This is a genomic window from Blautia sp. AM47-4 (genome assembly GCF_003479865.1).
Classification (GTDB): domain Bacteria; phylum Bacillota; class Clostridia; order Lachnospirales; family Lachnospiraceae; genus Fusicatenibacter; species Fusicatenibacter saccharivorans.
Genome location: NZ_QUHY01000001.1, coordinates 187,946 through 210,475, shown reverse-complemented (window position 1 = coordinate 210,475; position 22,530 = coordinate 187,946). Strand labels below are relative to the sequence as shown.

At 49.0% G+C, this 22,530-nt stretch carries 21 protein-coding genes; 4 read left to right on the top strand and 17 right to left on the bottom strand.

The genetic code is table 11. The features are described 5' to 3' along the window. The first annotated feature begins 150 nt into the window (after window positions 1-150). Together DW965_RS01030 and DW965_RS01025 are read left to right on the top strand one after the other, a co-directional pair. Complete coding sequence (locus DW965_RS01030; protein ID WP_022461315.1) at window positions 151-627, top strand: DUF4190 domain-containing protein; 477 nt, start codon at window positions 151-153, stop codon at window positions 625-627. 19 nt (window positions 628-646) lie between these two features. After that, window positions 647-1,465 (top strand): DUF975 family protein, encoded by an 819-nt coding sequence (locus DW965_RS01025; protein ID WP_055265104.1) that lies wholly within the window; start codon window positions 647-649, stop codon window positions 1,463-1,465. Window positions 1,466-1,554: 89 nt separating this feature from the next. Here the strand turns inward: DW965_RS01025 and DW965_RS01020 are convergent, their stop codons facing one another. From DW965_RS01020 to hrcA, 13 genes are all read right to left on the bottom strand, one after another. Then, window positions 1,555-2,772 (bottom strand): homoserine dehydrogenase, encoded by a 1,218-nt coding sequence (locus DW965_RS01020; protein WP_117509598.1) that lies wholly within the window; start codon window positions 2,770-2,772, stop codon window positions 1,555-1,557. A gap of 30 nt (window positions 2,773-2,802) precedes the next feature. Further along, window positions 2,803-3,249 carry an ACT domain-containing protein gene (locus DW965_RS01015; RefSeq protein WP_022461318.1) on the bottom strand — a complete coding sequence of 149 codons (447 nt, stop codon included), beginning with the start codon at window positions 3,247-3,249 and terminating at the stop codon, window positions 2,803-2,805. 106 nt (window positions 3,250-3,355) lie between these two features. Next, entirely contained in the window at window positions 3,356-4,201 is an 846-nt protein-coding gene (locus tag DW965_RS01010) for a TPM domain-containing protein (protein WP_118750462.1), read from the bottom strand. Continuing rightward, complete coding sequence (locus DW965_RS01005; protein ID WP_118750461.1) at window positions 4,198-5,307, bottom strand: TFIIB-type zinc ribbon-containing protein; 1,110 nt, start codon at window positions 5,305-5,307, stop codon at window positions 4,198-4,200. The genes DW965_RS01010 and DW965_RS01005 overlap by 4 nt, the downstream gene beginning before the upstream one ends. Window positions 5,308-5,363: 56 nt before the next feature. Continuing rightward, complete coding sequence (locus DW965_RS01000; RefSeq protein ID WP_022461321.1) at window positions 5,364-6,617, bottom strand: SPFH domain-containing protein; 1,254 nt, start codon at window positions 6,615-6,617, stop codon at window positions 5,364-5,366. Between the two features lie 111 nt (window positions 6,618-6,728). After that, window positions 6,729-7,836 (bottom strand): peptide chain release factor 2 gene (prfB, locus tag DW965_RS00995; RefSeq protein ID WP_117509617.1). Its coding sequence is split into 2 segments (ribosomal slippage): window positions 6,729-7,784 and window positions 7,786-7,836, totalling 1,107 coding nucleotides; the frame shifts between segments, so codons are not numbered across the junction. 141 nt (window positions 7,837-7,977) lie between these two features. Beyond that, window positions 7,978-10,548, bottom strand: a complete 2,571-nt coding sequence (gene secA / locus DW965_RS00990; protein ID WP_055218413.1) for a preprotein translocase subunit SecA — start codon at window positions 10,546-10,548, stop codon at window positions 7,978-7,980. A gap of 234 nt (window positions 10,549-10,782) precedes the next feature. Further along, window positions 10,783-11,310, bottom strand: a complete 528-nt coding sequence (gene hpf, locus DW965_RS00985; protein ID WP_055218411.1) for a ribosome hibernation-promoting factor, HPF/YfiA family — start codon at window positions 11,308-11,310, stop codon at window positions 10,783-10,785. Window positions 11,311-11,611: 301 nt separating this feature from the next. Then, window positions 11,612-12,388 (bottom strand): phosphoribosylformimino-5-aminoimidazole carboxamide ribotide isomerase, encoded by a 777-nt coding sequence (hisA, locus tag DW965_RS00980; RefSeq protein ID WP_117761694.1) that lies wholly within the window; start codon window positions 12,386-12,388, stop codon window positions 11,612-11,614. 167 nt (window positions 12,389-12,555) lie between these two features. Next, window positions 12,556-13,764 (bottom strand): molecular chaperone DnaJ, encoded by a 1,209-nt coding sequence (gene dnaJ / locus DW965_RS00975; protein ID WP_117761695.1) that lies wholly within the window; start codon window positions 13,762-13,764, stop codon window positions 12,556-12,558. A 225-nt stretch (window positions 13,765-13,989) separates the two neighbouring features. Next, window positions 13,990-15,867 carry a molecular chaperone DnaK gene (gene dnaK, locus DW965_RS00970; RefSeq protein WP_055228293.1) on the bottom strand — a complete coding sequence of 626 codons (1,878 nt, stop codon included), beginning with the start codon at window positions 15,865-15,867 and terminating at the stop codon, window positions 13,990-13,992. Window positions 15,868-15,932: 65 nt separating this feature from the next. Next, window positions 15,933-16,544, bottom strand: coding sequence for a nucleotide exchange factor GrpE (gene grpE / locus DW965_RS00965; protein WP_055218747.1), 612 nt, complete (start codon window positions 16,542-16,544; stop codon window positions 15,933-15,935). Between the two features lie 49 nt (window positions 16,545-16,593). Next, window positions 16,594-17,652: a heat-inducible transcriptional repressor HrcA gene (hrcA, locus tag DW965_RS00960; protein ID WP_022461073.1), complete on the bottom strand. Its 1,059-nt coding sequence runs from the start codon at window positions 17,650-17,652 to the stop codon at window positions 16,594-16,596. A gap of 284 nt (window positions 17,653-17,936) precedes the next feature. Between hrcA and DW965_RS00955 the strand changes: the two genes are divergently transcribed. Continuing rightward, on the top strand, window positions 17,937-18,155 hold the full coding sequence (locus DW965_RS00955; RefSeq protein ID WP_055218403.1) for a helix-turn-helix domain-containing protein: 219 nt from the start codon (window positions 17,937-17,939) through the stop codon (window positions 18,153-18,155). Between the two features lie 77 nt (window positions 18,156-18,232). On the opposite strand, the gene DW965_RS00950 is transcribed toward DW965_RS00955, so the two are convergent. After that, entirely contained in the window at window positions 18,233-18,598 is a 366-nt protein-coding gene (locus DW965_RS00950; protein WP_022461735.1) for a hypothetical protein, read from the bottom strand. 172 nt (window positions 18,599-18,770) lie between these two features. Between DW965_RS00950 and DW965_RS00945 the strand changes: the two genes are divergently transcribed. Continuing rightward, window positions 18,771-18,989, top strand: a complete 219-nt coding sequence (locus DW965_RS00945) for a helix-turn-helix domain-containing protein (RefSeq protein WP_055228291.1) — start codon at window positions 18,771-18,773, stop codon at window positions 18,987-18,989. Window positions 18,990-19,186: 197 nt separating this feature from the next. Here the strand turns inward: DW965_RS00945 and uvrB are convergent, their stop codons facing one another. From uvrB to DW965_RS00925, 3 genes are all read right to left on the bottom strand, one after another. Continuing rightward, window positions 19,187-21,175 carry an excinuclease ABC subunit UvrB gene (gene uvrB / locus DW965_RS00940; RefSeq protein WP_119197915.1) on the bottom strand — a complete coding sequence of 663 codons (1,989 nt, stop codon included), beginning with the start codon at window positions 21,173-21,175 and terminating at the stop codon, window positions 19,187-19,189. 334 nt (window positions 21,176-21,509) lie between these two features. Then, window positions 21,510-21,872 carry a tyrosine-type recombinase/integrase gene (locus DW965_RS00930; RefSeq protein WP_117761697.1) on the bottom strand — a complete coding sequence of 121 codons (363 nt, stop codon included), beginning with the start codon at window positions 21,870-21,872 and terminating at the stop codon, window positions 21,510-21,512. Then, window positions 21,838-22,452, bottom strand: coding sequence for a DUF3991 domain-containing protein (locus DW965_RS00925; protein WP_243036232.1), 615 nt, complete (start codon window positions 22,450-22,452; stop codon window positions 21,838-21,840). Before DW965_RS00925 ends, DW965_RS00930 begins: the two co-directional genes overlap by 35 nt. Window positions 22,453-22,530: the final 78 nt, after the last annotated feature.

Here is a 22,530-nt window from a genome sequence, read left to right as displayed (position 1 = left end):
ATAAAAAGCGGGACCCTTGGCGGAACAGCCACTCTATTACCTTATCAATAGGTCTTGTTTTTGTCAACCTTACATGATAAAATCTTTACTATAGCTTTTTTGACAGACTGCGTGTGAAACCGCGCTTTTTTGCAGAAGAAAGGACATTTTATGACACCAGAAAATTACGATCCAAACACCAATGAGTCCGGAGATTCCTATCAGTCCTCCCATCCGTACGGCGTGCCTGAGGGCCAGCGTCCCGGACCGTATCAGCATTACCAGCAGCAGCCTCCCGTACAGCCGCCGCGCAGGACGGGTTCGCAGGCCCTTGCGGCCGCTTCGATGGTCATGGCGATCTGCTCCTTTTTGTTCATGCTCAACATGGGTTCCCTGTTTTTCGGCTCGCTCGGCGTGATCTTCGCCCTTTTAAGCCGCGGCGCAGGACGCATGAGCGGCACGGCAAAAGCCGGTCTGGCGGGCTGTACCATCGGCATAATTGTCGGTATCTGCATGTATGCTTTCCTGCTTTTCAACATGGTCAGCGGCGGCAGCACCAACCTGCTTGAGCGGTATTACAATCAGTACATGCAGGAATACCAGATGACACCGGATAACGGAACAACCACCGACGGAAATACCATCTAGGTACCAGAAAGGATTTTTCATGAACGGACAAAAACAGAAATTTTCAGAACTGAAAAAGCAGGCCCGTGAGGCCATGGCAGGCCGATGCGGCACGCTGGTGGGCGCAACCGCGATCAACCTGTTTCTCACCTTCTCCTGCTCCCTCATCCCGACGCTGATTTTTTCAGGCACAACGCTGTACGATATCATTTTCCTGAATCTGACGCTGTTCCTGTTTTCCCTGCTCCTCAGCCTCTTTCAGGCGGGCTACTTAAAGATCTGCCTCTCAACGCTGCGCGGGGAACCGATTTCCGTCGGTGATATGCTCTACGCTTTCTATCACCACCCGGACCAGTACGTGCTGATGTTCCTTATCATCAACGGCATCAGCTCCGTGATCGCCCTGATTTCCAGCATTCCGGGCTTCCAGTATCTTTCCTCCCCGAGTGCGGAACTGACGCTTGGAACAGCACTTTCCATCGAAGCCGAGCTTTCTTCTCTGATGAACGTTTACGTTTACAAGCTGATCGGCTCTCTCGTTTCCACGCTGGTGCTGGTTCCGTTTTCCCTTTCCACCTTTGTGATGAACGACGCTCCCGGCATCGGCCCGATCCAGGCGATCCGTCAGAGCTTTGCGATGATGAAGAAGAACTTTTTCCGCTACATTCTGCTTCTCTTAAGTTTCTTAGGGCTTGAGATTCTCGCATCCTGTTCCTGTGCCATCGGCTTTCTGTGGGTAATGCCCTATATGCAGATCACGATGGCTGCGTTCTATCAGGAACGGAAAGATGTCCTGTATCCGGCATCGGAACCGGTGGGATATGATACGGATTCCTTTGGATCCGGCACAGATCTTTAAAAATAAATTTTAAGATAACTAAAAAGACGTTTCACACCCCTTGCTTTACGGCTGTGAAACGTCTTTTTAGTTATGTCTATTTCGAGATCTTAAATTCTCGCGCGGATTCTGCTCTGGATTCCGTCGAGTTTCTCTGCTTTTTCTCTGTACTCCTGCTCTGTGATTTCGCCGGTAATAAATGCGAACTCCTCGGACAGACTTGGAACTGCTACGATTTCTGCTTTTCCGAACAGCTCCTCGATCTCACTCTGGCGCTCTGCGGCGTGGCCGGACACGCGGACGAAGAAGCGGCTCTTTACATCATCGATCTGCAGCAGGTCCAGTTTTTCCTCGCTCCAGCTCATCATGATGTTTCTGCCTTTGTTCTTTGCACAGTCTACGACATCGGCTACAACGGCACTTGCGGTCGGAAGCTTTCCTGCTCCGCTTCCGTAGAACATCGCATCACCCAGTACATTTCCGTGGATGAAGATGGCGTTGAAGACACCGTTTACGCTGTACAGCGGGTTTTTCGCGTCAATCATCACCGGGCTTACCATGGCGTAATACTGATTACCCACCTTGCGGCTTGTTGCGAGCAGTTTGATTGCGGTTCCCATCGAGGTCGCATATTTGATATCCTCTGCGGTGATCTTTGTGATTCCCTCGGTGTAAACCTCTTCGTAATTGACTTCTTTTCCATAGGCAAGAGAAGAAAGAATCGCAATTTTACGGCAGGCATCGTAGCCTTCTACGTCTGCTTCCGGGTTGCGCTCTGCGTAGCCAAGGCGCTGTGCCTCTTTTAACACATCGGCAAAATCGGAACCGTCGCTTGCCATTTTGCTTAAGATGTAGTTTGTCGTACCGTTTAAGATACCCGTTACTTCATCGATCTCATCTGCAGTCAGGGAGGAGTTTAACGGACGGATGATCGGGATACCGCCGCCGCAGCTTGCCTCAAACAGATAGTTTGCGCCGTGCTCTTTTGCAATTGCAAGAAGCTCGGTACCGTGTCTTGCCACCAGCTCTTTGTTGGATGTGCAGACGCTCTTTCCAGCCTCCAGCGCACGTTTTGTGAAGGTGTAAGCCGGCTCAACGCCGCCCATGACCTCGACAACAATATCAACCTCCGGATCGTTTGCGATCACTTCGTAATCATGTACCAGCACTTTTTCCACTGGATCTCCCGGGAAATCTCTTAAATCCAGAACGTATTTGATATTAATCTCGTTCTCTGCTCTCTTGTTGATGCTGTCATGGTTCGTGTTGATGACTTCTACCACGCCGGAACCAACGGTGCCATATCCTAATACTGCAATCTGAATCATCTCTTTTGTCCCTCTCTTGCTTTTTCTTTTTCAGGACTCCTGTCCTAAGATTTTAAAATAATGAACTCCCTGTCTGGACTCAATCTCATTGATCATCTCCGAGGCGTCTCCCCGGTCTTCCGCGATATCCACGCTGATTGTCAGTGACGCCACGCCGTTTAACGGAATCGTCTGATGAATGGTCAGAATGTTTCCGTGAAACTCGGCGATAATCTTCAGCACATCGGAAAGCAGTCCCGGCTCATCGTCCATCTGCAGAATAAACGTAATCGTTTTTCCTTTTGCATTGTCATGAAAAGGAAGAATATCATCTTTGTATTTATAGAAAGAGCTTCTGCTGATTCCCGCTTTTTCCGTTGCCTGCTGCACGGTAAGCTCCTGCATATCCATCAACCGTTTGGCCTCGATGACCTTCAAAAGGACCTCGGGAACCGCTTTTTCTTTGATTACATAGTACTTTGTTTTTTCTTCTCTCATGGCAATCCTCTACCTTTATACTCTTTCCAGGAAATACATTTGTTTTCACAGGAAAGATCGTACCATATTCCGACACAATACGCAAGGAATTTTTTCGAATCGGTTTTCAGAAGCCAATGCTTCCGCCGCCGTGACTGTTTCCGCTCGACGAAGTGTGAACGGTGCTTCCGCCGCCACCTCCGCCGCCAGAAACGCCTCCGCCGTGGTTTCCATCATCCTTCTGGATTTTGTGCATCGATACATGACGGTCGATCAGCACATCCCTGCGGTCTCTGATGTTTACGCGTTTCAGATCCGCATAGCTCTTTGCACCACGGTTTTTCTTTCGTCTGTAGCTCTTCCAGATTCCAAAATAAACAAGAATTCCTGTCGCAGCCGCTGCGATAACAGAAATAAGAGCTTCCGTGCTGTTGATTTTGCGGTAATGAATAATGGAACCGTCTTCTGTAATCAGATAGTCCGCATCGGAAACGCCTCGGTCGAAGCATTCCTGCGTCATCGTAATCATTTTTGCAAAGGTTCCCGCATAGTCGCCGTCTTTCGCGTAGCCCTGCGCCGCCTGCAGGATATCATCAATTTCCGCATCGGACATATAATACTGCATAATACCGGACGTCGAAATCACGATCTGGCGCTGTCCCATGTCGATAAGGAAGCAGACACCGTTTGGCTCTTTCGGATACTTTTTGTCATAAAAATCATCTGCAATCGCCTGACAGTCCTCGGAACCGCTGCTGCGCTCGGTCAGGATGACCATATGAATTTCCGTATTGTTCTCGAACTCCGCGCAGGATCTCTCGAGGTCCTGCTCCTCCGCATCGGAAAGAAGCGATGCATTGTCGTAGATATGCTGGGATTCGGCTTTTACGGTATTCACAGAAAAAATCCCGCACAGCAGAAGGGCCGCAAAAATCCCGAGCAGATATTGTCCTGCTTTTTTCATTCTTCTCATGCGAAATACCCTCCTATCAGCATCACAATCAGAACCAGAAGAGCACTCACAGCCGACGTCAGAAGGGCTCTCTTCCGCTCATAGGGAAAATCGCCGTTGATCGTTCCAGTCTGGCCGTTCATCGCGTAGTAATAAACCTTTCCGTCTTTTCCCGGATACGTCAGTGTCCAGACCGGAAACAGTACGTAACGCCAGTCCTCCCGCTTTGGAGAAAGCTTCATTTTCTCCTGCTCGAGGGAGAGATACTCGTTCGCCTCGTTCCGCATTGCGCCGCGCGCCATCGTCTCCAGTTCTTTTTTCAGTTCCGGTGCGATCTGCGCCTGTTCGATATCACGTTTTTCCGCCTGAAATCCGGAAAGATAGCCCATAGAAAACGGCTGCATCTCCTCCAGACGATAGGGCTGCACGCATTCGATCAGATCGCGGTCGGCCTTGTTCAGAGCGTTACGCGACAGACCGTCCACACGGACCTCTCCCTCCCGGCGGACATCGTAGATGCTGGTCTCTGTGTACTCCACATCACCGGTCTGCCAGACTCTCACCTTCCGGCCGCGCGCTATGTAATCCGTCTCAAAGTCTCCGCCGTAAATCCAGTACGGGAAATAGACACCTGTCATCTTCTGTACCTGACTCTTTTCGAAAAAATCCTTCGGAATAAAGTGTTTCTTCCGGGTAAATGACAAAAATTTCTCGATTGCCTGCTCCTTGCTGATTTTGAACGGCAGCACAAAATCCGGCATATATTCTCCCGAAAGCCGGCCGGAAAGCACCACCGGGTTGTGGCAGTAGAAACAGTATGTCGCTGCCGTCGTCGCATCGGTCACAATCTCGGCGCCGCAGTTCGGGCAGGTGTAGACAACTGCTTCGCCCTGCTCTGTTTCCCCTTTTGTTTCCTCCGTACTGCTTTCCTTCTGTGCATCGGATGCTTCCTGTGCACCGGCAGCATCGTCCTCCCCGTTCAGCGCTTCCGCTGCTTTCGGGTTCGCCTTTTCGGCTTCTTCCTGTGTAAACGAGGACAGGCAGTACTCGCATTTATACTTTCCGCTTGCCGGATCGAAGGTCAGATCGCCTCCGCAGTTCGGGCATTTGTATGTAATAACCTCCATATTCTATCCCTCCTTCCCCGGAGCCGCTGTTGTATTGGATGGTTATCTGTTTTCTTTTACTGTCTTGGTTTTCCGCAGTTCGAGCAGAACTTGCCGGTATTCTCCGTTCCGCATGCGCAGACCCATTTTCCTGCCGCTTCCGGTTTCGGGCTGCCACAGTTCGAACAGAATTTACCGCTGTTCTCGGTTCCACACTTGCCGCAGATCCACACCATCGGCTTTGCACTTCCGCAGTTTGAGCAGAAATTGCCGGTGTTCTCCGTTCCGCAGGAGCATTTCCATACGCCTTTTGCAGCTTCCTGCTGTGCCTTGGCTGCCGCCTGCTGCTGCATCTGCTGCTGATTCGAAGCGGACGCCGATGCAAACGAGGAACCGAAGGCATTCATGCCCATCTGAACACCCATAAAGCCGTTCATGGCTCCGTTTGGGTTGGCTGCTGCTTTCTCCATACTGCGTGCCATCGCTCCCTGTACATAGCCCTCACGGATCGATGGATCAGACATCATCGCACCTTCGTTGCGCATCTGGATCAGTTTCTGGGAAGCTTCATCGTAGGAAAGGCTTGCGATTGCCACGGACTGGATCTCCATGCCGCGCATTGCCCGCCAGCTCTCATCCATCGCATCTGCCATGTAGCGGGACAGCTCGGCGCTCTTGGATGCTGCGAACGAAATGCGGATGCCGTCGGCTGCCATCTGATTGATCGAGGACTGCAGGCCCTCTAAAAATTCGTTCATATACTGCTCGTTGATATCCTCGATCTCTACGCGGGATGCGTTTCTCGGCACAGCCTCTGCGTAGAAGCGGAGCGGATCGATGATGCGGATGGAATAGGAACCGTGTGCCCGAAGGAACAGCTCGGCATTGTAGAACTGGTCGAAATAGTTGACCGGATTTCTCGTTCCGAATTTGATTCCCTTGATTTCCTGCAGATTAATATAGAAAACTCTCTGCTCATGCGGGGTCTGGCCGCCGAATTTCAGGCGCTCAAACGTATCTTTTACGGCTGCGTCAAGCGATCCGCTGAACATCGACGGAGACGATGACTGGTCTACGGTAAAGTAGCCCGGCTCTGCGGTGTAATCAATGATCTTTCCGCCGTCCACCAGCATCATAAACTGATTGTCATAGACATGGATCACAGAACCGTTTGAAATCGTCTGGCTTCCCTTTTTATTCTGGCCTTTTCTTACCAGAATTCCCTCTGTAAATACCGTATGTTCCCCCATCTCATACGGTTCCACGGTCTCCAGCCACTGATCGGCGAAACTGCCGTGTACTGCATTGACTGCTGCTCTGATAATACCCATACTTTTACCTCCTGTTTGCCTTTGGCTTCAAAACAGAAAGGAGCATTTCCGTCCTCTGTTGGTGAAAATGCTCCTTATTTTACTTGTCACTGTGCTCTGCCCACAGCCGAATTATGCTTCTTCCTCTTTCGCTCCGGTTCCGAGGGCAATCCACTTCAGATATGCGTTGATAAACAGATCAATTCCGCCGTCCATGACTGCATCGACGTTTCCGGTCTCTGCGTTGGTACGGTGGTCTTTGACCATGGTGTATGGCTGCATAACGTAAGAACGGATCTGGTTGCCCCAGCCGATCTCGGTTACTTCGCCGCGGATGTCGCTCAGCTTATCTGCCTGCTCCTGGAGTTTCAGCATATACAATTTTGCTTTCAGCATCTGCATTGCCTTGTCCTTGTTCTGGAACTGGGAACGCTCATTCTGGCACGTAACCACGATGCCGGTCGGCATATGCGTGATTCGGATCGCCGATGACGTCTTGTTGATGTGCTGTCCGCCGGCACCGCTGGAACGGTACGTATCGATACGGATATCCTCATCACGAACCTCAACATCGATCTCTTTGTCGATATCCGGCATAACATCGCACGATACGAACGATGTCTGGCGTTTTCCTGCCGCGTTGAACGGAGAAATACGGACGAGACGGTGAACGCCTTTTTCGGATTTCAGATAACCGTAAGCGTTTTCGCCGTTGACCTGGAATGTCACGGACTTCACACCGGCCTCATCACCGTCCAGAAAGTCGAGTTCCTCGATCGTAAAGCCTTTGCGTTCTGCCCATCTGGTGTACATACGGTACAGCATGCCGCACCAGTCGCACGCCTCGGTTCCGCCTGCACCTGCGTTCAGTTTGATGATCGCATTGTCCTTGTCAAATTCGCCGGACAGCAGGGTTTTGATGCGGATGGCATCGAAGGATGCCTTGAACTCTTCCATCATTTCCGCGATTTCCGGAACAACGGAATCGTCATCCTCCTCCTGTCCCATCTCGATCAGAGTTTCCATATCTTCTTTGGCGGATACCAGTTTCTGATACGTATCTCTGTCCTCTTTCATGCTGCTCAGCTGTTTCATCTGCTCCTGCGCTTCTTCGGGGTTGTCCCAGAAATTGGGTTCCTCCATTTTACGCTCTAATTCTTCGATCCTCTGCTCTTTGTTAGCGAGGTCAAAGTGAATCCCTCACTTCCACTAATGGTTTATCGTATGTGCCAAGTTCCATTTTGAACTGGTCTAATTCAACTACCACAAGCTTCACCTGCTTTCTGTTTTATATTTTGTATGACACGCAGCTTCTGGTAGGGAAGCTGCGTGCTTTGTCAAACGGATCGTGCTCATCCGTCTCACTGCTGTTCTGCTTTTATCAAACCGGTTTTCTTCCGCAGCACTGTTTGTACTTCTTGCCGCTTCCGCACGGGCATGGATCGTTTGGATAGATCTTACGCTCTGCGCGCTGTACCGGTTTTCTCGGGCCGGACTCGTCTTTGTTGGTTCCGGTCACTTTGGCTACCTGCTCACGTTCTACTTTCTGCTCAACACGTACATGGAACAGGAGACGGACGGTATCCTGCTGGATGGACTCGAGCATTTCGTTAAACATGTCGTAAGCTGCCATCTTGTACTCAACCTTCGGGTCTCTCTGGCCGTATGCCTGCAGGCCGATACCCTCGCGGAGCTGATCCATATCATCGATATGATCCATCCACTTCTGGTCGATAACCTTCAGAAGAACGACACGCTCAAGCTCACGAATCTGCTCCTCCTCCGGGAATTCTGCTTCTTTCTCCTCGTAGAGTTTAACAGCTTCCTCTTTTAACTGCTGTTTCAGCTCGTTTTTGGAAATCTTCTCTACGCGCTCTTTTGTCACTGCCTTCACCGGCATGATGGAGAGCAGCATCTCATTTAATTCTGTCAGATCCCACTCGGACTGCTCGGTGTTCTCGCCGATGCAGAGATCTACGGTATTGTCGATGGTGTCGGCAATCATCTTGAAGATGGTGTCTCTCATGCTCTCGCCGTCCAGAACGCGGCGTCTCTCTTTGTAGATGATCTCACGCTGCTCGTTGTTGACCTGGTCATAGTCGAGCAGGTTTTTACGGATTCCGTAGTTGTTGCCCTCGATCTTCTTCTGCGCTTTTTCGATGGCGGAAGAAAGCATCTTGTGCTCGATCTGCTCATTTTCCGGTACGCCGAGGGATTTGAAAATGCCCATCAGTTTTTCGGAACCGAAGAGTCTCATCAGATCGTCTTCCAGGGAAATGTAGAAACGGGACTCACCCGGGTCTCCCTGACGGCCGGAACGACCGCGGAGCTGATTGTCGATACGGCGGGACTCATGACGCTCGGTGCCGATGATCTTTAAGCCGCCGGCAGCTTTTGCCACATCATCCAGCTTGATATCGGTACCACGGCCGGCCATGTTGGTCGCGATGGTAACGGCTCCTGCCTCACCGGCATGGGCTACGATTTCTGCCTCAAGCTCATGGAACTTCGCATTTAAGACCTGATGCGGAATTCCCTCGCGGCGCAGCATTTTGCTGATCAGCTCGGAAGTCTCAATGGTGATGGTACCAACCAGAACCGGCTGGTTCACGGCATGTGCCTCTTTGACTTCCTCTACGACTGCGTGGAATTTCTCTTTTTTCGTCATGTATACGGCATCGTCCATATCCACACGGATGACCGGGCGGTTGGTCGGGATCTCGATAACGTCCATGCCGTAGATGTCACGGAACTCCTGCTCCTCGGTGAGGGCAGTACCGGTCATGCCGGCTTTTTTCTCGTATTTGTTAAAGAAGTTCTGGAACGTGATGGTTGCCAGAGTCTTGCTCTCTCTTCTTACTTTAACGTGCTCTTTTGCCTCGATTGCCTGATGCAGACCATCGGAATAACGGCGGCCCGGCATGATACGGCCGGTGAACTCATCGACGATCAGAACCTCGTCGTCTTTGACTACGTAGTCCTTGTCGCGGTGCATCAGATAATTGGCACGCAACGCCAGGATCACGTTGTGCTGGATCTCCAGGTTCTCCGGATCGGAGAGATTCTCGATATGGAAGAAGTTCTCGACTTTCTTCACACCGTCATCGGTCAGGGTAACGAATTTGTCCTTCTCGTTGACGATGAAGTCTCCGGTCTCCTCGATCTCCTCGCCCATGATCGCGGTCATCTTGGTCATCTCGCCGCTTGCCTCGCCGCGCTGCATCTGGTGTGCCAGAATATCTGCGGTCTCGTACAGCTTGGTGGATTTGCTGCTCTGTCCGGAAATAATCAGAGGTGTTCTTGCCTCGTCGATCAGGACGGAGTCGACCTCGTCGATGATACAGTAAGCAAGCTCTCTCTGTACGAGCTGCTCCTTGTAGATCACCATGTTGTCACGCAGGTAATCGAAACCAAGTTCGTTGTTGGTGATGTAGGTGATGTCGCATGCATACTGCTGGCGGCGCTCATCGTTCTTCATATCGTTCAGAACGACACCGACGGTCAAACCGAGGAATCTGTGGACTTTGCCCATCCACTCAGCATCTCGGTTTGCCAGGTAATCGTTGACGGTAACAATGTGGACACCGCGTCCGGTCAGTGCATTCAGGTAAGCCGGAAGGGTGGAAACGAGGGTTTTTCCTTCACCGGTTTTCATCTCAGCGATACGGCCCTGATGGAGGATAATACCACCGATCAGCTGTACGCGGTGGTGTTCCATACCGAGGGAACGTTTTGCTGCCTCGCGGACGGTTGCGAATGCTTCCGGGAGAATGGAATCCAGGGATTCGCCTCCGTTGTAGCGGTCTTTATATTCCTTTGTCTTGGCACGCAGCTCTTCATCGGTCAGCGCCTGCATGGTCGGGCGGAGAGCTTCGATTTTGTCTACAATTGGATAGATTCGTTTCAGCTCGCGCTCACTGTGCGTACCAAAAAGTTTTTCTGTGAATTTCATAGAATGTTTGCTCCTGCTTTCTCTATTAATTGCCATATTAACATATGGTACTATTCTACCACTTCTGGCACAAGATAACAATGAATTTTTCGTAAACATTTGGTGCCGTTCCCCGGTTTTCCGCTGTTTTTACGGCTTTTCCCGGACTTTCCGGCCCTTTCCGCGAAAAAGTCACCCTGTTTCACAGCTTTTCTAAGCTGGAAACAGGGTGACTGTTCATTCTTTATTTACTTTTCAGCACTCCGGCTCGATCAGACCGTAGGTGTTGTTCTTTCTCTTGTAAACGACGTTTACTTCGTCGGTCTCTGCATTGCGGAATACGAAGAAGGTGTGTCCAAGAAGTTCCATCTGTACGCAGGCATCTTCCGGATACATTGGTTTCATGCCGAATTTTTTCGTACGGATGATCTGGATGTCTTCGTCCTCCAGATAGTCATGCTCCAGATATTCTTTCTGGAAGTTTCCTGCTTCCTGCTGTTTGTCGGCAATTTTGTTTTTGTATTTGCGAAGCTGGCGTTCGATGACTTCCTCTACCAGATCGATGGATACGTACATATCGTTGCTTACCTGCTCGGAACGGATGATATTTCCTTTTACCGGAATGGTAACCTCAATTTTCTGTCTTTCTTTCTCTACGCTTAAGGTTACAATGACATTTGTGTCAGGCGTAAAATATTTCTCCAGTTTGCCAAGTTTTTCGTTGACCGCGGCTTTTAATCCCTCTGTCACGTCAATATTTTTTCCGCTGATGGTAATTTTCATTATGCCCAACCCCTTTGCTCTCAAATTTTACAGGTTCTTCACTTCCCCTGTAAGTAACTCTAATTATAGCAATAGTTGTCTCTATTTGCAATAGTATTTAGAAAATTCATGAATATTTTAGAGTTTTTTCTGTTACAGTTCACTTGTATCTTATTTTTGACAGATTTCATGCTCGCATGAAAATCTGTCAAGAATAAGATACAAAGGGAGCGCCTGGTTATGAGCAAAAAGGAGCTGCGCAGCAGCGGAGAGCGCTGAAAGCGCGGTTTTGCGAATGGCGCGGGTGAACGTCCGTTTCCGCTTACCGGCGGCATACTGCCAGCACGTCTTCAAACTTCATTTTGCCGCCGAACAGATCCAGTGCACTGCCAATTGTCACATCGACGTGGTTGTTTCCCAGTTTTTTGAGCAGCTCCAGGTCTTCAAAACTTCCCACGCCGCCGGCGTACGTCACCGGAAAATCTTTCATCTTCGCAAGCAGTTCCACCAGCTCCGTCTCAATGCCGGAAGCCTTTCCCTCGACATCCACGGCATGGATCAGGAACTCATCACAGTATTCTGACAGGTGATGCAGCAGTTCCTCTGTCACTTCTTCGTCCGTGAACTTCTGCCAGCGGTCCGTCACGATATAGTATTTTCCGTCCCGCTTCCGGCAGCTTAAATCCAGTGTCAGCCGCTGCTTTCCTACCGTCGTCACCAGCTTGTCCAGATTTTCATAGAACACATGGCCGTCGCGGAACACATACGAAGTCACAATCACATGGCTTGCCCCCGCTGTCAGAAACTCGCACGCATTCTCCGCATCAATGCCGCCTCCCACCTGCAGGCCGCCCGGGTACGTCGAGAGTGCCAGCAATGCCTGGCGCTTCGTTTCCTCGTAAAACTCGGTACCTTCCTTGTTCAGCAGAATCACATGGCCGCCCGTAATGCCCTGCTCTTCGTACAGCTGCGCATAGTACGACGCATCCTGCTCCGAGACAAAATTCTCGCTCGCCTGATTTCCCTGATCTTTCAGCGATCCCCCGACAATCTGTTTTACTTTTCCGTTATGAATATCAATACATGGTCGAAATCTCATTTTCCCCGTTTCCTTTCTTTTCTCTCCCCTTAAGTTTTCCACATTATATCAAAATCCGACCATTCTGTGTATAAATTCACCAAATTTTCATGGTTCTTTCATAGAAAAGAAAGAAGAACCTGCTTTTTCCACAGATTCTTCTTTCTTTTCCGGCTTGCCACCGTTCTTTATTTATCGATGTCCTCAAAGGCCTCTTTCACTTTATCCATAAAGCCTTTTTTCTTCTTCGGCTGCTCTGCAGTTTCGCCGTCGGCTGCTTTTTCTTCTGCTGCCGGGCGGTTTCCGCAGGCTTCGTCGAAGGCGCGGAGGGCCTCTTTTGCTTTCTCATTCAGTTTCGTCGGAGTCTGGACTACGAGTGTTACGTAGTGATCACCGCGCACATTGCTGTTGCGAAGGGACGGAACACCTTTTCCCTTCAGACGGATCTTCGTATCGGTCTGGGTTCCCGGTTTTACAGTGTAGAGAACGTCCCCGTCAACGGTGCTGATCTTCACATCACCGCCGAGTGCTGCCTGGGCAAACGTAATCGGTGCAGTGGAGAAAATGTTCATATCCTGTCTCTGGAAGATCGGATGACGGGTTACCTGAACCTCGACAAGCAGATCTCCTCTCGGTCCGCCGTTTACACCCGGCTCACCTTTTTCACGGATCCGGATGCTCTGTCCATCGTCGATTCCAGCCGGAATGTTGACCTGAATGCGTTTTCTGCTGGATGTATAGCCCGTGCCGTGGCATGCGGTACATTTATCGCGAATGATCTTTCCGGTTCCGTTACAATCCGGACAGGTCGTCACGTTTCTCACAGAACCGAACATGGTCTGCTGTGTGTACGTAATCTGACCAGTTCCGTTACATTTGGAGCATGTCTCCGGTGAAGTTCCTGGTTTTGCGCCGGTTCCGTGGCACGTTGTACAGGTATCCTTCAGGTTGATCTCGAGCTCTTTCTGGCATCCGAAAACAGCTTCCTCAAACGTAATGTGGACAACAGCGCGGAGGTTTGCTCCCTTCATAGGTCCATTGTTTGCTCTTCTTCTGCTTCCGCCGCCACCGAACAGGTCGCCGAAAATATCGCCGAAGATATCACCCATATCTCCGCCGCCAAAGTCGAAGCCGCCGAATCCGCCGGCTCCTGCGCCGCCACCGCCGTTTTCAAATGCAGCGTGGCCAAACTGATCGTACTGACGCCGTTTGTCCGGATCACTCAGCACGCCATAGGCTTCTGTCGCCTCTTTAAATTTTGCCTCGGCCTCTTTGTCGCCCGGGTTCATATCCGGATGGTATTTCTTGGCCAGTTTACGGTATGCTTTTTTTAATGTTGCATCGTCCGCTCCGCGGTCTACGCCGAGGACCTCGTAATAATCTCTTTTTTCTGCCATTTATGTTCACCTTTTCATTTCTGTTCCACAAATTTCATCTTTGCAGAAATGTTTTTCCGCACGCTCCAGTATAGCACTTTTCCGAAAGCAATACCAGCATAAATACAGGGGGCGGAATGTATTTTCCGTCCCCTGCAAACATTCGCCTCACAGGGCTTTTTGCGTTTATTTACTTATTGTTTCAACTCACAGTCGGTATTTTCACGGAGTGTGACATGCCGAAAATTAAACCTCTTTGTAGTCAGCGTCTACGACATCGTCGTCATGGCCGCCTGCTGCTCCTGCATTTCCCATATCCGGGCCTGCACCTGCTGTTCCGGCACCAGCGCCTGCTGCTCCGCCCTGCTGCTCATACAGTTTTGCAAACAGTTTCTGAGCGCTTGTCATCAGTTTTTCCTGAGCTGCTTTCAGATCAGCTACCTGTGCATCGGTCATTTCTTCCGGATTGCATTTTGCAATGAGATCTTTCAGTGCGTTCAGGTCAGCTTCTACTGCTGTTTTGTCGTTTGCATCAAGCTTGTCGCCGACTTCCTCGATTGCTTTCTCGGTCTGGAATACCATGGAGTCTGCATCGTTTCTTGCGTCGATTGCTTCTTTTCGTTTCTTATCCTGAGCCTCGAACTCAGCAGCTTCTTTGACTGCTTTGTCGATCTCGCTGTCGGACATGTTAGAGCCTGCGGTGATGGTGATGTGCTGCTCTTTTCCTGTTCCCAGGTCTTTTGCAGATACATTTACGATACCGTTGGCATCGATATCAAAGGTAACCTCGATCTGCGGAACGCCTCTTCTTGCTGGCGGAATTCCATCCAGACGGAACTGGCCGAGGGATTTGTTGTCTTTCGCGAACTGACGCTCACCCTGTACTACGTTGATATCTACTGCTGTCTGGTTATCAGCTGCGGTGGAGAAGATCTGGCTTTTCTTGGTCGGGATTGTGGTGTTACGCTCGATCAGACGAGTTGCAATACCTCCCATCGTCTCGATGGACAGAGACAGCGGAGTTACATCCAGAAGAAGGATGTCGCCTGCGCCGGCATCTCCTGCAAGTTTACCGCCCTGTACGGAAGCACCAAGTGCTACGCACTCATCCGGGTTCAGGCTCTTGCTCGGCTCGTGTCCGGTCAGCTGTCTTACTTTATCCTGTACAGCCGGGATACGGGTAGATCCGCCTACCAGAAGGACTTTGGAAAGCTCGGATGCCTGAAGGCCTGCATCAGAAAGTGCTCTCTGTACCGGCTCTGCGGTTTTCTCTACCAGGTCGTGGGTCAGCTCATCGAATTTAGCCTTTGTCAGGTTCATATCGAGATGTTTCGGGCCATCTGCGGTTGCAGTGATGAACGGCAGGTTGATGTTGGTTGTAGTTGCGCTGGAAAGCTCTTTCTTTGCTTTCTCTGCTGCTTCTCTGATTCTCTGCAGAGCCATTTTATCATTGGAAAGATCTACGCCTTCCTGTTTCTTGAACTCAGCAAGGATATAATCTGTTACTTTCTGGTCGAAGTCATCACCGCCCAGACGGTTGTTTCCTGCTGTGGAAAGAACTTCGATAACGCCGTCACCGATCTCGATGATGGAAACATCGAAAGTACCGCCTCCAAGGTCGTATACCATGATCTTCTGCTCTTTCTCGTTATCCAGTCCGTATGCCAGAGCTGCTGCGGTAGGCTCGTTGATGATACGTTTTACATCAAGACCTGCGATTTTACCGGCATCTTTGGTAGCCTGACGCTGTGCGTCGTTGAAGTAAGCCGGAACGGTGATAACTGCTTCTGTTACTTTCTCACCAAGGTAGTTCTCTGCATCACCTTTCAGTTTCTGAAGGATCATAGCGGAGATCTCCTGTGGAGAGTATTTCTTTCCTTCGATGTCTACTTTATAATCAGTACCCATCTCACGTTTGATGGAACGGATGGTTCTGTCTGCGTTTGTTACAGCCTGACGTTTTGCCGGCTCGCCGACCAGACGGTCACCTGTTTTTGTGAATGCTACGATAGATGGAGTTGTTCTTTCACCCTCTGCGTTTGCGATAACGGTTGGTTTTCCACCTTCCATAACGGCTACACAGCTGTTTGTTGTTCCTAAGTCAATACCAATAATTTTGCCCATTGTTGTTTCCTCCTCAATGAATTATGCTAAAAAATGGTTTAATTTCTATTTATTTATCTTCAAGCTTAATTAGCCACCTTGACCATACTGTGACGGACTACGGAGCCTTTGTACATGTAGCCCTTCAGGAACTCTTCTACGACGATGTTCTCGCCGGCTTCCTCATCCTCCACATGCATCACTGCGTTGTGCAGGTTCGGATCGAATTCCTTTCCAACGGCCTCGATCACGGTTACACCGAGTTCATCGAGTGCTGTGGTAAACTGTTTGTATACTTTATTCATGCCGTCTGCGAACGGATCTTCCTCCGGGTTTTCCACCGTTGCAAGTCCGCGCTCGAAGCTGTCAACAACCGGAAGAATCTTCTCGATGATGTCTTTTGCTCCAATGGCATACATATTTGCTTTTTCTTTTTCGGTGCGTTTGCGGAAGTTATCGAACTCTGCCATCTGACGGGTCAGGCGGTCAGTCAGCTCTTCGATTTTCTCATCTTTTTTATCTTTTTTCTTTTTGAAGAACTTTCGTTCTTTGCCATCCTCAGCAGTTTCTTCTGCAGCTTCCGCTTCTTTTGCCTCTGCTGCTTTCTTTGCTTCTTCCTGCTCCGCAGCCGGTTCGGTTTCCGGCAGATCGGTCTCTGCTCCGGTTTCTTTTTCCATCTCGCGTGTAGGTTCTTCCATGGTTTCCTCTTTCTTTCTATTTTCTTCGCTCACTGATCATTCCACCTTTCTACTCACCTGTGTCCGGCTTTTTGAAGACGGCGTCCAGTTGAACTTTTAATGTTTTCAGGTTATCTACCACATTTTCGTAATCCATCCGCTTTGGTCCCACGATACCGATTGTTCCGCGCATACCGTTTCCCATATCGTATGTGGTGGTGACCACGCTGCAGTCCCGTAAGGGTTCCATCGAAGATTCATTTCCGATGTATACCTGAATACCGGTATTTTCCTCTCCGTCCTGCTCCTCGGCAGCTCCTTTGATCATATCGACCAGTTTCTGCCGTTCCTCGAATGTGGAGATCAGCTGGCTGGCTTTGCTGCTGTCGGAAAGCTCAGGGTACTTGAAAATGTTGGTTGCGCCGCTGGTGTACACCGGCACATCTTCTTCGCTGACTGCGATGGCTTCCGCTACGGTATCGACCACTTTGCTGATGATGCCGGAGTGGATGCCTGCCTGCTCTTTCATCTTCTTGATCATGCCAAGATTGATTTCTTCAATGGTCAGGCCATTGAGCTGTGTGTTCAGAAGCAGGTTCAGCTTTAATATCTGTTCATCGTTGATGGTCTCGTCTAGGTCGATCATCTGGTTTTTCACCAGGTTGCCTTCTACGACGATGACGGCCAGGAGCTGCTCTTCATTGACTTTTGAGAGCTGGATGAATTTCACTTTATTTCTGTGATATTCCGGTCCTGTAATCAACGTTGCATAGTTGGTAGATGAAGCGAGGACTTTGACAACCTGCTGCAGAACTTTTTCCATTCGGTCTGTTTTTTCAATGACCATGTTTTTGATGTCTGCAACTTCCTGTTCTTTTTCCCGCATCAGCTCATCTACATAGAGGCGGTAGCCTTTATCGGAAGGAATGCGTCCTGCGGAAGTGTGGGGCTGTAAGATGTAACCCATCTCTTCCAGATCGGACATTTCATTCCGGATTGTGGCGGAGCTTAAATTCAAATCCGTGTATTTGGAAATCGTTCTTGAGCCGACCGGCTCGCCCGTTTCCAGATACGTCTGGATGATCGCTTTTAATATTTTTCTTTTTCTTTCATCCAATTCTGTATCCACTAAGATAAGCTCCTTCCTGTTGTATAGTCCTGTTAGCACTCGTTTCAGTGGAGTGCTAACATCTATGCTCTTAAGATAGCACTCTGCCTTTTGTTTGTCAACACCTTTTCCCGGTTTTTCTATGAAGAAATTGTGAAAAAAGTATAAACCGTTTTCTTTCTGAAAAGGAATCTGACTTTTCTTTTTTATTGCATTCTACTGTTTCAAAGGCGCTATAGCCGTATGGTAGGATTCTGCCATTTTAATACGACCATTTAGTAGCATTTTCTCAGAGGTGATGAATCATGAAATATCAGAGACTGGAGGATCTGCGCACGGACCACGATCTGACGATCCGCCAGGTTGCCGACTATCTCGGCTGCAACCGCGATGTGTATACCCGATATGAAAAAGGCGTCCGGCAACTGCCGATCTCCATTGCCATCCGTCTGGCGGAGCTGTATCAGGTCAGTCTGGATTATCTGGTCGGCATCAGCGATGAGAAGCGGCCGTATGGATCCTGACTTTCCGGTGTCTCCGCCGCAGCAAAAGCAGGAGGACAGTTTTTCTTTTCCCTGTCCTCCCTGTTTTGCTTTTTCGTTTACAGATTCTGCAGATATTCCATCATCCGCGTTTCGCTGAGTTTCCATCCGTCCGGCTCCCCGCAGAGATACAGCGTAAAATGCCCGCACGGGACTCCGTTTTCCAGGTGGATGCCGGTATACAGTTCTACAATGAGGAGTTCTTCTGCTTTTTCTTCATATATATTAGTGATCTGATAGATGCGCTCTCCCTTTTCGTCCACCGGCCATTCTTTCTTCAGCACATCCCTCAGACGGCTCTCCTGCCCCTGCGCTTCGCATTCTTCCTCCCGGCTGATCATTTTTTCAAACGCTTCCGGCGTCTCCATCCGTTCCACTATATTCTGGACAAAATCTTCTATTTCTATTCTTTCTGCTTTTCCCATTCGTTCCCCCATTTCTGCCGTACATATTTTTCTGTTTTCTGCACAGGCTGTCTTCACCCGCCGTTTCTCTCTCCCGCCCCATTCTCCAATTTGCGACCATATGATCTGATTTAACTTTGTCCATCCAACCGTTTGGTAGTATGGGTTTGAATCTGAAAGGATGGTACAACGTATGAAATACCAGAGAATTGAAGATATGCGGATCGATCAGGATCTCACCATCAAAGAGATTTCTGCCCTGCTCGAATGCAACCGCGACGTCTATTCCCGCTACGAAAAAGGAATCCGCGACATCCCGATCGACTATGTGATCCGGCTTGCACGGTTCTATGACTGCTCGGTCGACTATCTGCTGAGTGTCTCCAGTAAAAAGAGAAAATTCGGCGATTAATTTTTTTATTGTTGTCTTTTTTATTTTTGTGTTTTTCGTTTTGATACGACCGTTTGGTCGTATTTTATATTATAATGGTATTCTTATTTTGCGTCAATTCTGAACAAGAAGGAATCAAAATCGGACGCAAAAAAGCGTGCCGGAAAGTTTTCTGTCGCTTTTCCGGCACGCTTTTTTTCATGCTCTTTTCTTCTTTTTTATTCTTCCATGTCATCCAGGCTCTTCTTCAGTGTGATCATTTTGTCACGCAGCTCGGCGGCCATTTCGAAGTTGAGTTCGGCGGCAGCGGCTTTCATCTGTTTCTGTACCTGGCCGATCAGTTTTTCCAGTTCTTCGCGGCTCATGGACTCCGGGTCTTTTTCCATCTTTTCTTCTGTCTTTGCCACTTCTTTCGAAATGCTGATGAGATCGCGGACGGCTTTTTTGATGGTGGTCGGAGTGATGCCGTGTTCTTTGTTGTAGGCTTCCTGCAGGGCACGGCGGCGCTTCGTCTCGTCGATCGCGAGTCGCATGGAATCGGTCATCACATCGGCGTACATGATAACATGGCCCTCGCTGTTTCGCGCGGCACGGCCGATGGTCTGGATCAGGGAGGTTTCGGAACGCAGGAAACCTTCTTTATCGGCATCCAGGATCGCCACGAGTGTGATTTCCGGGATGTCGAGACCCTCACGCAGAAGGTTGATGCCGACGAGCACATCGAAGACATCGAGACGCATATCACGGATGATCTCGGTCCGTTCCAGGGTGTCGATATCGGAGTGCAGGTAGCGCACGCGGATGCCGGCCTCTTTCATATAGTCGGTCAGATCCTCTGCCATACGCTTCGTCAGCGTCGTCACGAGAACTTTGTTGTGTTTTTCAGTTTCTTTCTTTACTTCCGAAATCAGATCGTCGATCTGTCCCTCCACCGGGCGCACCTCGACATCCGGGTCGAGAAGGCCGGTCGGGCGGATGATCTGTTCAGCGCGCAGCAGCTCGTGGTCTGCCTCGTAGTCGCCCGGCGTGGCAGATACGAAGAGGATCTGATCAATCCGGTCCTCGAACTCGCCGAAGTTCAACGGGCGGTTGTCTTTTGCGGACGGCAGACGGAATCCATAGTCCACCAGCGTCGATTTCCGCGACTGGTCGCCGGCATACATGCTGCGGATCTGCGGAACAGTCTTATGCGACTCATCCACGATGATGAGGAAATCATCTCCGAAATAGTCCATCAGTGTGTAGGGCGGCTCGCCTGGCTTTAATCCGGAGAGGTAACGCGAATAGTTTTCGATGCCGGAACAGATGCCGGTTTCTTTGAGCATCTCAATATCGAAATTGGTCCGCTCCTCGATGCGCTGGGCCTCGATCAGTTTTCCCTCGTGCTTGAAGAACTTCACCTGCTCTTCCATATCCTTTTCAATCTCGCCTGTTGCTTTCAGGATCGTGTCCATCGGCACAACGTAGTGGGAGGCAGGAAAGATTGCGATGTGGTTCAGTTCACATAAGATTTCACCCGTCAGCGTATCGATCTGCACCAGACGGTCAATCTCATCCCCGAAGAACTCGACGCGCACCGCCTTGTCCGTCTCCTCCGCCGGAAAAATCTCCAATACATCACCGCGCACGCGGAACGTACCGCGGTGGAAATCCATATCATTCCGGTCATACTGAATATCAATCAACTGCCGGATCACATCGTCCCGGTCCTTTTCCATTCCCGGGCGGAGCGAAATAATCATCTCCATGTAGTCCTTCGGGCTTCCGATTCCATAGATACACGAAACACTGGAAACCACAATGACATCGTTCCGCTCACTCAGTGCAGAAGTCGCGGAAAGCCGCAGCTTATCAATCTCATCGTTCCGCGCAGAGTCCTTCGCAATATACGTATCCGAAGACGGCACGTAAGCCTCCGGCTGGTAGTAGTCGTAGTAGGAGACAAAATATTCCACTGCGTTATCGGGGAACATCTCCTTGAACTCTCCGTATAACTGAGCCGCTAACGTCTTATTATGAGCGATGACAAGTGTCGGCTTCTGTAATTGCTGAATCACATTTGCCATCGTAAAAGTCTTTCCAGAACCCGTAACCCCTAGTAAAGTCTGGCATTGATTGCCTTCCTTGAACCCTTTCACAAGCTCTGCTATCGCCTGTGGCTGGTCTCCGGTTGGCTCGTATGGGGCTTTTAATTTGAACTCATTCATGGTAAATTCCTCCATTTGTGACTTTTACTATGACCACTATCAGCCAAAAATTCGTATCCGGATTCGTAACGAAAAGCTCATTTTTATGGTGAATAGATGTCTTTTTCACCTCGTTACGAATAAAAGTCACAAAACTGATTTTTGCGGATAAAACAGCACTCGGAAATACCTGACGATACCAGGCTCCGGTTCTGTCATATTTTTACTGTTTGTTCTTGTAACAGTCCCTATTATATCAGACATTTTTTTGAAAGTATATAGATGAAGGTAAGAAAAAGTACAAATGTTCGATTTTTATTTGTACTTTTCTCTCTTACTACTATTCTATTTTTTATCATGCTGCGTTGAAATATTCCTCCAGGATTAAGTCTATTTCAATCACTTCTGAATAATCATAATACTGATCTTTCCGCTCTTTTGGAATAACTTCTTCAATAAATGGTTCCAATACATCCAGACAGTCTTCTATGATTTCCTGCGTATCTCCATAGATATCTACTGATATGATTTCCTTGGCATGTCCCAATAAATGCGAAATACCTTTTGAATTAAAGCTATTCTTCAGCAAAATAGTTGCATAGGTATTTCTCAACTGGTGAAAATGAATATCAGGCAAATCCAAGGATTTCAACAAGTCTTTATAGTATTTCTGATGAAAACCTTTACTCCTTCCCCTCCAATTTCTGCAATGTTGCATAAGATAGCAGATCAATGGCTGACTCAAACAGATGCACCGTATCATTGGGTTTTTCTGTAAAAATGGAAAAAGAGTAATTCTTATCGCTTCCATTTGCTTCTCCGATAAAACTGGTTCCGATTCCCCTAATAGCTGCATATTTCGGATTTCCTTTCTCATCCATCCCTACAAACACCGTATTATGATGAAATTCACTTTCATAAACTCTTCCAGACTCTAAGCAAAACTGAATGATTTCATTATCAATCCCACGTTCAGAAAGATACGCAATCACTTTCTGATTATCTTGATTTTTCCTTGGCAACAGTAACTGTTTCTCCATCGGAACATTCTCAGATACAAAAAGAGGCGGCTGAATATTTGCCCGTTCTGCAAGCAATTCAACCGCCTCTAAAAAACTGTATCCTCTTACTTTGATCAGATAATCCAGTGCTGATCTGCCACCGGTTCTCTGACTCCACCACATCCATTTCCCATTTGATATTTTCAAACTATCGTGTGTTCTGGTAGTGTAGGTGTTGCCAGAAAAGTGAACTAATTCGTATGGTTCATAATTTTTCAAGTACGTAAGCAAATCCATCCGCTTGACCTCCCGCACGACCGATGGTGGTATATATGGCATAATTTTCATCTCCTTTCTTGCCTTAGATTGATATTA